The 10,555-nt window shown below is 49.5% G+C and carries 11 protein-coding genes and 1 pseudogene; 10 read left to right on the top strand and 2 right to left on the bottom strand.

All coding sequences use genetic code 11. The annotated features are described in order from the left end of the window. The 3 genes from CK1_RS02610 to yedF form a co-directional block, all read left to right on the top strand. Positions 1 to 651, top strand: a 651-nt coding sequence (locus CK1_RS02610) for a GTP pyrophosphokinase (RefSeq protein WP_353611108.1), incomplete at its 5' end; no start/stop codon positions are given. A 2-nt stretch (positions 652 to 653) separates the two neighbouring features. Then, positions 654 to 845, top strand: a complete 192-nt coding sequence (locus tag CK1_RS02615; protein ID WP_015524771.1) for a hypothetical protein — start codon at positions 654 to 656, stop codon at positions 843 to 845. 84 nt (positions 846 to 929) lie between these two features. Next, positions 930 to 1,541, top strand: coding sequence for a sulfurtransferase-like selenium metabolism protein YedF (gene yedF, locus CK1_RS02620; protein WP_015524772.1), 612 nt, complete (start codon positions 930 to 932; stop codon positions 1,539 to 1,541). Between the two features lie 212 nt (positions 1,542 to 1,753). Here yedF and CK1_RS02625 read toward each other — a convergent pair whose 3' ends face one another. Then, positions 1,754 to 2,974, bottom strand: a complete 1,221-nt coding sequence (locus CK1_RS02625) for a dicarboxylate/amino acid:cation symporter (protein ID WP_015524773.1) — start codon at positions 2,972 to 2,974, stop codon at positions 1,754 to 1,756. Between the two features lie 80 nt (positions 2,975 to 3,054). Between CK1_RS02625 and CK1_RS02630 the strand changes: the two are divergent. From CK1_RS02630 to CK1_RS02640, 3 genes and pseudogenes are all read left to right on the top strand, one after another. Next, positions 3,055 to 4,199: pseudogene (locus tag CK1_RS02630) on the top strand (aminotransferase class V-fold PLP-dependent enzyme). A gap of 32 nt (positions 4,200 to 4,231) precedes the next feature. Continuing rightward, on the top strand, positions 4,232 to 5,236 hold the full coding sequence (locus tag CK1_RS02635) for an XdhC family protein (protein WP_015524775.1): 1,005 nt from the start codon (positions 4,232 to 4,234) through the stop codon (positions 5,234 to 5,236). A 91-nt stretch (positions 5,237 to 5,327) separates the two neighbouring features. Next, on the top strand, positions 5,328 to 5,882 hold the full coding sequence (locus tag CK1_RS02640; RefSeq protein ID WP_015524776.1) for an SH3 domain-containing protein: 555 nt from the start codon (positions 5,328 to 5,330) through the stop codon (positions 5,880 to 5,882). A 191-nt stretch (positions 5,883 to 6,073) separates the two neighbouring features. Here CK1_RS02640 and CK1_RS02645 read toward each other — a convergent pair whose 3' ends face one another. Beyond that, entirely contained in the window at positions 6,074 to 6,553 is a 480-nt protein-coding gene (locus tag CK1_RS02645; RefSeq protein WP_015524777.1) for an S-ribosylhomocysteine lyase, read from the bottom strand. A gap of 239 nt (positions 6,554 to 6,792) precedes the next feature. Here CK1_RS02645 and CK1_RS02650 point away from each other — a divergent pair, with 239 nt between their 5' ends. The 4 genes from CK1_RS02650 to CK1_RS02665 all read left to right on the top strand — a co-directional run bounded on the left by CK1_RS02650 (position 6,793) and on the right by CK1_RS02665 (position 10,537). Beyond that, on the top strand, positions 6,793 to 7,692 hold the full coding sequence (locus tag CK1_RS02650) for a peptidylprolyl isomerase (RefSeq protein WP_015524778.1): 900 nt from the start codon (positions 6,793 to 6,795) through the stop codon (positions 7,690 to 7,692). Positions 7,693 to 7,706: 14 nt separating this feature from the next. After that, the gene (gene coaBC, locus CK1_RS02655) at positions 7,707 to 8,912 is read left to right on the top strand and encodes a bifunctional phosphopantothenoylcysteine decarboxylase/phosphopantothenate--cysteine ligase CoaBC (protein WP_015524779.1); all 1,206 of its coding nucleotides are present in this window, start codon (positions 7,707 to 7,709) and stop codon (positions 8,910 to 8,912) included. Between the two features lie 154 nt (positions 8,913 to 9,066). Next, positions 9,067 to 9,705, top strand: a complete 639-nt coding sequence (locus CK1_RS02660) for an ECF transporter S component (RefSeq protein WP_015524780.1) — start codon at positions 9,067 to 9,069, stop codon at positions 9,703 to 9,705. A gap of 19 nt (positions 9,706 to 9,724) precedes the next feature. Then, positions 9,725 to 10,537 (top strand): type III pantothenate kinase, encoded by an 813-nt coding sequence (locus CK1_RS02665; RefSeq protein ID WP_015524781.1) that lies wholly within the window; start codon positions 9,725 to 9,727, stop codon positions 10,535 to 10,537. The last annotated feature ends 18 nt before the right edge of the window (positions 10,538 to 10,555 follow it).

Consider the following 10,555-nt stretch of genomic DNA (forward strand, 5'->3'; position numbering starts at 1 on the left):
GTTTTCATGACAAACGAACAGTATTATGATTGTATCCAGCCATATCAGAACGCATGTCAGATCATGCGCGCCAAGCTTGAGGTGCTCAACGGAAGCCTGTATCAGAAGTCTTCCGTATCTCCGATCCACAATATCCAGGAACGGATCAAATCCAAGAAGAGCATCGAAAAGAAGCTGGAGAAGCTGGGACATTCGGACAGTGTGCAGAACGCCAAGGATCATCTCCGGGATATCGCCGGGATCCGTGTGATCTGCTACTTTATTGATGATATATACAATCTTGTAAATGCGCTGAAGCGGCAGAGTGAGCTGATCTTTATCAGGGAAAAGGATTACATACAGAATCCCAAGCCTAACGGATACCGCAGCTTTCACGTGATCATTGCAGTTCCGGTGTATTATCTGGATACCATGGAGTATTTTCCGGTGGAGATCCAGCTGAGGACGATGACCATGGATCTCTGGGCAAGCATGGAGCACCGTGTCTGTTACAAGAAGCTTCCGGAACACAGGGATGAGCTTGCGGAGGCCTTCTGTCAGTATGCAGATATCCTTGGAAAGATCGAGGAACAGTTTGAAGCCTACAATGAAACAGGAATGCTGGAGGAGATCACACCTGCCCAGATTACTGAGAATCCGACGGAGGGATAGGAATGGAGATCGAAGAGGAATTTATATCCGGTTTCTGCCGTACCATGAACGGGGGCGAAACCGTCTGCTGTGAGTATACACGGCAGGAGGACAGCAGCAGGAAGCTGACCTTTATGGACTGCGCACATGAAAGATGTGTAAACACAGGCGCCTGTGAGATCTTCAAACAGGCCCATGAGCTGGAGCAGAAATAAAAGATCAAAGAAAAGAAAACAGCGAAAAAGCAATAATGATAAAACAGCAATTATAAAAAATCACAGAATACAGGAGGAGTGAGTATGAAGCACACAGTAGATGCAATGGGGAAACAGTGTCCGATCCCGGTTGTGATGACCAAGAAGATCCTTGACAAGGCAGAGCAGGGAGACGAGATCTTGATCCTGGTAGATAATGAAACAGCAGTAAACAATTTGAGCAGACTTGCCGGAAGTACCGGATGCAGCTTCGTATCCAGAAAAACAGAAGGTGGTTACGAGATCAATATGACAGTAAAATCTGATCCTGCTGCAAGAAGTCAGGCAGAGCCTGAGATCGTCTGCACACCGGCTGTTCCGCAGGGAGATTATACCGTTGCCATCACTTCCGATAAGATGGGAGATGGAGATCCGGAGCTTGGCGGGATCCTGATCAAGGGATTTGTGTATGCGCTGACACAGCTGGAGACACCGCCGTCAGTTATGCTGTTTTATAATGGCGGAGCCAGACTTACCGCACAGGATTCACCATGTATCGAAGACCTTAAGACCTTACAGGAGCAGGGAACCGAGATCCTGACCTGTGGAACCTGCGTGAACTTCTACGGACTGAAGGAACCGGCAGTGGGAACCGTAACAAATATGTATACCATAGCGGAAAAGCTCACAAAAGCAGGAAAAGTGATCCGCCCGTAAACAGAGAAACATATAGAAACAACAAAAGTATATAGAAACAATAGAAACTTACAGAAACAGACAGAAACAAATAGAAATACACAGAAATGCCGCAGAGCCATTTTGAAGCCTGCGGCATTTTTGATATCTGGTTGATATTCGCTTGATATCCGGTTATGAGCAAGCAACGAAGAGGATCGGATCGCAAATATCCGCCTGACTTAGCTCCGAACTTACAATTCCACATCAAGCTGCTGCTCCTCAATATGATGGCGCTTTGCATAGCCGGTAAGCATCAGCGTCAGTGCACCGTCGCCGGTCACGTTGCATGCAGTTCCGAAGCTGTCCTGCAGTGCAAAGATGGTAAGCATCAATGCAGTGCCGGAGCTGTCGAATTTCAGTATCCCGGTGATGATGCCAAGGGATGCCATGACAGTTCCTCCGGGAACACCGGGAGCTCCGATGGCAAAGATACCCAGAAGAAGGCAGAACAGAACCATGGTACCCGGCGTGGGAACGGAACCGTACAGGATCTTCGAAATCGCCATACAGAAGAAAACCTCTGTCAGAACGGAGCCACAGAGATGGATGTTTGCAAACAAAGGAATCCCGAAGCTGACCAGATCCTTACGAAGTGGTTTTGCCTTGGAGGCACACTGCAGTGCAACGGCCAGTGTGGCTGCAGAGGACATGGTCCCTACGGCAGTCAGATAGGCAGGACCATAATGGCGGACAACCTCCAGAGGATTTTCTCCGGAATAGATTCCTGCAAGGATGTAAAGAAGAGCCATCCAGATAAAATGCCCGGCAAGCACCAGTACGATGATCTTCAGAAAAACAGGCAGCTGTCTGGTAATGGTTCCCTCGTAGGCAAGGCCGCAGAAGGTAGTGCCGATGAACAGCGGAAGAATGGGGATGATGATCCGAGCCACCAGAGAAAGAACGATTTTTTGAAATTCATCCAGGAGCCCAGTGATCAGCTTCGCCCTTGTCCAGGTGGCGGCAAGTCCCAGCATCATTGCAAAAACAAGAGCACTCATAACGGACATGATCTGCGGGATCTCCAGCTCAAAGATCACCTCCGGCAGCCGCTTCAGTCCTGCAGCATAGGAATGGATGGACAGATGTGGAATGATGAGAAAGCCAGAGGCTGTGGAAAAAAGCGCTGCGCCAACAGAGGAGCCGTAAGCGAGGACAACCGCAACTCCCAGCATCAGCGAAGCATTTTTGCCAAGCCTGGTAATGGACGGAGCGATAAATCCCAGCACGATCAGCGGCACGCAGAAGGTAATGAGCTGGCCCAGAATGTACTTGATAGTAACTGTGATATTAAGAACTGCCATGGAGATTCCGTTGGTGCTGTACCGGTTCAGGATAAGCCCGGCTATGATCCCCAGGATCACAGCGACCAGCAGCTTAAATGGCAGACTGTTGAAAAAAGATGTTTTTTTCATTGGAAAACCTCCTCGGATAGTATAAAATAAAGCCAGAGTTTATTATAAAGGTATTTGATAAAAATCACAAGGAGGATGAAATGATTTATCTGGATAACGCGGCTACAAGCTTTCATAAGCCGGACTGTGTGCCGCGTGCTGTGGTGGAAGCCATGCAGCATGCAGGAAACAGCGGAAGGGGCAGCAGCGGCGAAGCAATGGCAGCCTCAAGGCTTATTTTTAATACAAGATGCCAGATCGCAGAGATGTTTGACGTATGGGGACCGGAATGTGTGGCCTTTACATCCAATGACACGGAAGCGCTCAATATCGCCCTGCAGGGAACACTTCATCCAGAGGAGGAAACTATCCATGCGATCTGTACGGAGATGGATCACAACAGTGTGCTCCGTCCGCTGTACCGCCTGGAAAAAAAGGCATGGAGCTTACGATCCTGCCGGCAGACCGCAAGGGACGGATCTCCCTTAAGGAGCTTGAGGCAGCCATCCGTCCGGAGACGAAGGTGATCGTCTGTACCCACGCTTCCAATCTGACAGGAAATCTCAATGATATCCACGCCATCGGTGAGATCGCACAGAAGCACCAGAAGCTTTTTATTGTGGATGCTGCCCAGACAGCAGGAGTATTTCCGATTTCCATGAAAAAAGATCATATAGATATTCTTTGCTTTTCCGGACATAAGGGCCTTATGGGCCCCCAGGGCACAGGCGCCATCTGCGTTCGGCCGGGGGTATCTGTGGAGCCTCTGAAGGTAGGCGGAAGCGGCGTCCTCACCTTTCAGAGAGAGCATCCGCAGGATATGCCGGAGGCACTGGAGGCAGGCACCCTGAACAGCCATGGGATCGCAGGTCTTGGCGCAGCCATCAGCTGGATTACCGAAACCGGAACAGAACAGATCCGAAAAAGAGAGCAGCAGCTGATGTGGCGTTTTTATGACCAGGTAAAGGAAATTCCGGGAGTCACCCTGTACGGAGATTTTTCCAGGGAAGAACGCTCTCCTGTGGTGACTCTGAATATTGCAGAGATGGATTCGGCAGAGGTGGCCATGGTCCTTGATGAAGAGTACGGGATCAGTGTAAGAGCCGGCGGCCACTGTGCACCGCTGATGCACAAAGCACTGGGAACCGAAAAAACAGGAGCTGTCCGCTTTAGCTTTTCTTATTTTAATACGGAAGAAGAGGTGGACACTGCTGTCGGGGCGGTAAAGGAGCTTGCCGCGGAATAAACAGCGAAAGACGGACAGAAAGGACACAGAGAATGTATCAGACAATATATGATGTGGTAGAAAAAAGAGGGCGTGTAAAAACAGGGATCCTTCTGAACGGAAAGGATGCCGGGCTGAAATATCTTTTGGAAGAAAGCAGCTTTTTTTATCCGGAGGGAGCAGAAAGAAATAAAGAAGCAGAAGAATTCCTGAAAGTTTCCGTGGAAGCAGCTGTGGAAACCGGCGTTGTGAAAAACGGCGACCGGGAGATATTTGTGGAAACCTACGAGAAGAATCCCAGGCTGATCATACTGGGTGGCGGCCATGTTTCTCTTCCGGTAGCAGAGATCGGCAGGATGCTGGGCTTTCATGTAACAGTCATGGATGACCGGGAGGAATTTGTGATGGAGGAAAGATTTCCCATGGCAGATGAGAGGATCTTTGGAGAGTTTGATACCCTGTCCGACAGGATCCCTCCCTATGAAAATGCCTACTATGTAGTGGTGACACGAGGCCATCTGGGAGATTCCGCCTGTGCAAGAGCGATCCTTAAGAGACCCTTTGCATATTTCGGAATGATCGGAAGCAGGACAAAGGTGCGGATCACCAGGGAAAAGCTCCTGAAAGAGGGCTTTACGGAGGAACAGCTGGATCAGATCCATGCCCCCATCGGACTTCCCATCGGAGGACAGATGCCGGCTGAGATCGCCGTGAGCATCATGGCAGAGATCGTGCAGGAAAAGAACCGGCATTTCCGCACCTACTGTGATGAGGAGGTGGAGGCAGCAGTACGCCGCAGGACACCGGGAACCATGGTCACGATCATCGAGAAGAAGGGCTCCTCACCAAGAGGAACCGGGAGCAAGATGTTCGTATTCCGGGACGGAAGCACGGCAGGAAGCATCGGCGGCGGAAAAGTGGAGTTTGAAGCCGGAAAACACGCAGTAAATATCCGAAATACGGAAACAAAGGTTTACGAGTTGGGGCAGGGGGCAGGAGATCTGGGAATGATCTGCGGCGGAACTGTCCGGGTGCTTTTTGAGCCGGTAAATATGTGAAAGAACCGGCCAGGACTTGCATAATAGTGCAGAATCGTGTATATTGGACGCAGAGAATTTTTTACCGGCGTATAAGGAGGAATCAGATAACATGAAGAAAAAATGTATTATGGCTTTGATAATAGGCGCGGCTTTCCTTGCACAGGGCTGTGGATATGAGGAAGGAACCGATGCAGTGGTAACAGTAGTAGATTCCACACCGACGCCGGAGCCCACAGAGAAGCCGAAGGCAACTGCAACACCTACACCAGAAGCAGCGGCAGCAGATTCCACAGCAGACGGAGCAGCAGCGGCAGCGGATTCCACGGCAGACGGAGCAGCAGCGGCAACAGATCCCGCAGCACAGACAGCAGCTACGGAGCAGACCCCAAGCGGCATCAACGTACAGGCTCAGGATGCCACCTACTATGCAGTGGAGGGTGTGAATTTACGTTCTGACGCCAATGCAGAGGCAGAGTTTGTGGCAGGTGTCCTTTCCGGAGAATCCCTGAAGTGTACCGGTGTCTGTGACAATGGATGGATCCGCGTGGATTATAATGGCCAGACCTGCTACGCATCCGGCGATTACGTCAGCACAACCCCGCCGGTAGGAGCAGTGGCAGCAGATACTACCGCAGAAGATACTACCACAGAAGCAGCACAGTAGAGCACAGACTACAGGCTTTGACCAGATCAGGGAAATCCTGATCCTGCTTCAATTGCAGATATCTCCTTGATATAATAAAAAACAGGCAACTGTATCCGATGAAAGAACATCGATACAGGTAGCCTGTTTTTTGTTTCGGCATATAGTCCGTTCAGAACACAAGGATCATGCCAGCGGATCGTACCCGCAGATCATTCCGGATAAACAAGACGGTCCGGCTTGATATCGTAGAGAACCTCGTTCAGGAATTTCTTTGCCAGATATTTTGCCATGCCAAGGTTCATATCCAGATAATTTCCGCAGTCCTTGGGAGAAGCACCCGGGATCTCACCCTCAAAATCTCGGATAAATTCAAACATCTCGATCATCAGCGGAACGATATCTCTGGATTCATAATCCCCGTTAAGAAGAAGATAATTTCCGGTACGGCAGCCCATAGGACCCCAGTAAATGACCTTCGGGCCAAACTCCTTATGGTTCCGCAGGAAGGTAGCTGCCAGATGCTCCATGGCGTGAAGCTCGGCTGTGTTCATAACAGGCTCCTCATTGGGAGAAGTCATACGGATATCGAAGGTAGTGATCACCTGATCTCCAACCGGATCCTTACGTGAAACGTATACGCCAGGCTGAAGCTTGATATGGTCAATGGTAAAACTTGTGATCTTTTCCATGTTGATTCCTCACTTTCTTATATGTACGGAGCCCATAATAAGCTCCATACATGATTTTAGCAGAGAACCGGAAGAGATACAAGGCAAAACAAAGGGAATCCTGCACCTGGTTCCGTGCAAAGTTGACTTTATGAAAAGATGATGTTAAACTGAGAAAAGCTTACAGGGGGAGAGTGAAAAGCTCACCTGAAAATGCCGGAACAGGCGTTTTCGGGATCTGATAAGGAGGACTTATAAATATGAAACGTAAGGTTTTAGCCGTATTATTTGCGACAGCTCTTACCGCAGGAATGCTTTCCGGATGCGGAAGCACAGACAGTACTTCTGAAAAAGCAGACCAGAAGGAAGAATCTCTGGAGGAAGAAACCTCAGAAGGACAGACAGGCGTAGATGAAGAGACAGCAGCCAATGCAGTGTCCGAGGAGGAGGCTGAGGCGGCAGGCTTTTCAGACCATGAAGAAAGCACCGATGATCAGGAGGCTTCCGGTGATGCAGAGGACACTTCACATGAAACCGAAGCTTCTGCAGACAGCTCCGCAGACAGTACAGAGGATACAGACAGCGCAGACGGAGAATTTTCCGATGGTTCCGAGGATGCACAAATGGCAGGAACAACTGTGATCGATACCAGCCAGCAGCTGACAGGAACCCATCATGCTGCCATCACCGTAAAGGATTATGGCGAGATCGATGTAGAGCTGGATGCAGACACTGCACCCATCACAGTCACAAATTTTGTAAAGCTGGTACAGGACAATTTTTATGACGGTCTGACCTTCCACCGGATCATTGACGGATTTATGATCCAGGGCGGAGATCCAAACGGAGACGGAACCGGCGGAGCAGAGGATACCATCAAGGGCGAATTTTCCAGCAATGGAGTGAAGAACGATATTTCTCATGTAAGAGGAACCATTTCCATGGCCCGCAGCACAGATCCGGACAGCGCAAGCTCTCAGTTCTTTATCGTACAGTCCGATTCCACACATCTGGATGGCGACTATGCTGCATTCGGACACGTGACCTCCGGGATGGACATTGTAGATCAGATCTGCAAGGATGCCAAGCCGACAGACGGCAACGGAACCATTGCAAAGGATCAGCAGCCGGTGATCGAGAGTATCCGTATGGTTGACTGACAGGAGGGAGAAGGATGCTGAAAGGGAAAACAGTGCTTCTTGGCATCACAGGAAGTATTGCTGCATACAAGATCGCATATCTGGCAAGTGCATTACATAAGCTTCATGCAGATGTCCATGTACTGATGACAGAGAATGCAACGAACTTTATCAATCCGATTACATTTGAAACACTGACCGGGAATAAATGCCTGGTGGATACCTTTGACCGGAACTTTCAGTTTCAGGTAGAGCACGTATCCATTGCCAAGAAGGCAGATGTTGTGATGATCGCACCGGCCAGTGCAAACGTGATCGGAAAGCTGGCCAACGGCCTTGCGGACGATATGCTCACCACTACGGTAATGGCCTGCAGGTGTCAGAAGATCCTTGCACCGGCCATGAATACCGCCATGTATGAGAATCCTGTGGTACAGGACAATATCCGGAAGCTGCAAACCTACGGATATGAGGTGATCACACCGGCCAGTGGCTACCTGGCATGTGGGGACACCGGAGCCGGAAAAATGCCGGAGCCGGAAACCCTTCTGGAATATATCCTGAAGGAAGCCGCCTTCCAGAAAGACCTTGCCGGCAAAAAGCTCCTGGTAACGGCAGGACCTACCCAGGAGGCCATCGACCCGGTCCGCTGTCTCACCAACCATTCATCCGGAAAGATGGGATACGCCATTGCAAAAATGGCCATGCTCAGAGGAGCGGAGGTTACGCTGGTAAGCGGACCTACTGCCATTGAGCCGCCCCTTTTTGTGAAGGTCGTACCTGTGACATCTGCCAGAGATATGTTCGAGGCAGTCACCGGTTTAAGTGATGAACAGGATATCATCATCAAGGCTGCCGCAGTGGCAGACTACCGTCCGAAGCAGGTCAGCGAAGACAAGGTTAAGAAAAAAGACGATCAGGCTTCCATAGAGCTCGAGAGGACAGACGACATTCTGAAATATCTGGGCCAGCACAAAAAGCAGGGCCAGTTCCTCTGCGGATTTTCCATGGAGACCAGAGACATGCTCCGTAATTCCAGAGCCAAGCTAGAGAAGAAAAACCTGGATATGGTGGCAGCCAACAACCTGAAGGTAGAAGGCGCCGGATTCCAGGGAGATACCAATGTCCTGACTCTTATCACACAGAACGAAGAAGTGTCACTCCCGCTTATGAGCAAGGAGGATGCAGCGTTAAAGATCCTGGATAAGATCCTTCTGCTTACCACAAAGGCAGAAGCATAGCTACAGAGCCGGTCAGAGAGCCGGTTTTAACAACGAAAAGCGGAACAAAAAGATCACCGCTTTCCATCACCGTATTGTATCCGCAGAAAACGCCGGGAAATGCTGTATTTCCGGAAATATTCACAGAGCGGAACGGTAACAAGGAGGAGAAGAAATGAAAAACAACAGATTTACAACAGCGCAGCTTACATTACTGGGCCTGATGGCAGCAATCCTTCTGCTGATGGCCTACACACCACTGGGATATCTGAACATCGGGCCACTGGCCATTTCCTTTAATGTGATCCCGGTAGCCATCAGTGCAGTCGTCCTTGGACCCGTAGGAGGAGCCGTGGCAGGTGCGATCTTCGGCCTGACCAGCTTTCTCCAGTGCATAGGAGTAGGCGGCTCCAGTGCAATGGGAGTTGTGCTTTTCGGTATCAATCCGGTATTTGCCTTTATCCAGCGCTTCATCCCACGTCTTCTGGACGGTATCTGCCTCGGATATATTTTTAAAGGCATGCGAAAGGTCAGCAATACCTATGTGGCATGTGCAGTAACCGGATTCTTTTCCGCATTCCTGAATACACTGTTCTTCATGACAGCACTTGTAGGACTGTTCGGAAATACCGATTATGTAAAAAATCTGATGGGCGGTCATAACATCATCATCGGCTGCTGTCTCATGGTAGGGATCAACGCAGTATGCGAAATGATTTCCTCCACAGTGATCACAGGAGCAGTGGGAGCTGCACTTTCCAAGGCACATCTGATCCCATCCGCACAGATCAGCCGTGAGAAGACAAAAGCATAAAGACAGGGAAAATAAAATTATGATATTAGCAATTGATATTGGAAATACCAACATAGTCGTGGGCTGCATCGATGATCAAAAAACATACTTCATCGAGAGACTTGCTACCGTAAGAACAAAAACAGAACTGGAATATGCCGTAGACCTGAAAACCTTACTGGAAATCTACCACATCAAAAAGGCAGACATAGAAGGCTGTATCATTTCATCTGTAGTCCCGCAGATCACCAACATTGCCAAGCTGGCAGCAGAAAAGATCCTTAAAAAAGAAGTCATGGTCCTGGGACCAGGAGTAAAAACAGGTCTGAACATCATGATGGACAACCCCGGACAGCTGGGCGCGGATCTTGTGGCAGACGCTGTGGCAGGATTAAATGAATATCCGGTTCCGTTTATTGTGATCGATATGGGAACCGCCACTACAGTTTCTGTTGTCAACAGCAAAAAGCAATACATTGGCGGAATGATCCTTCCTGGCATCGGGATATCCCTGGATGCACTGACAGCCAGAGCATCCCAGCTCAGCGGGATCAGCATCGATGCCCCGAAGCATGTGATCGGGCGCAATACCATCGAATGTATGAAAAGCGGCGTGCTCTACAGCAACGCAGCAGCTATCGACGGGATCATTGACCGGGTGGAAGAAGAGCTTGGTGAGAAAACAACCGTGATCGCAACAGGCGGTCTTGCAAAAAAGATCATTTCTCATTGTAAGAAAGAAATCATTCTGGATGAGGACCTTCTGCTCAAAGGACTCCTTGTGATCTACAAAAAAATAAATAAAAACAAAAAAATCAGCTGCCGGTGCAGGAAACACGTACCGGACAGCTGATTTTTTTTACTGTAGAAA

The sequence above is a fragment of the Ruminococcus sp. SR1/5 genome (genome assembly GCF_000209835.1).
Lineage (GTDB): Bacteria > Bacillota > Clostridia > Lachnospirales > Lachnospiraceae > Blautia_A > Blautia_A fusiformis.

Bases quoted from the DNA above. Each gene is read 5' to 3' on its own strand.
- CK1_RS02615 (WP_015524771.1), top strand. From the start codon at position 654: ATGGAGATCGAAGAGGAATTTATATCCGGTTTCTGCCGTACCATGAAC.
- yedF (WP_015524772.1), top strand. From the start codon at position 930: ATGAAGCACACAGTAGATGCAATGGGGAAACAGTGTCCGATCCCGGTT.
- CK1_RS02625 (WP_015524773.1), bottom strand. From the start codon at position 2,974: ATGAAAAAAACATCTTTTTTCAACAGTCTGCCATTTAAGCTGCTGGTC.
- CK1_RS02635 (WP_015524775.1), top strand. From the start codon at position 4,232: ATGTATCAGACAATATATGATGTGGTAGAAAAAAGAGGGCGTGTAAAA.
- CK1_RS02640 (WP_015524776.1), top strand. From the start codon at position 5,328: ATGAAGAAAAAATGTATTATGGCTTTGATAATAGGCGCGGCTTTCCTT.
- CK1_RS02645 (WP_015524777.1), bottom strand. From the start codon at position 6,553: ATGGAAAAGATCACAAGTTTTACCATTGACCATATCAAGCTTCAGCCT.
- CK1_RS02650 (WP_015524778.1), top strand. From the start codon at position 6,793: ATGAAACGTAAGGTTTTAGCCGTATTATTTGCGACAGCTCTTACCGCA.
- coaBC (WP_015524779.1), top strand. From the start codon at position 7,707: ATGCTGAAAGGGAAAACAGTGCTTCTTGGCATCACAGGAAGTATTGCT.
- CK1_RS02660 (WP_015524780.1), top strand. From the start codon at position 9,067: ATGAAAAACAACAGATTTACAACAGCGCAGCTTACATTACTGGGCCTG.
- CK1_RS02665 (WP_015524781.1), top strand. From the start codon at position 9,725: ATGATATTAGCAATTGATATTGGAAATACCAACATAGTCGTGGGCTGC.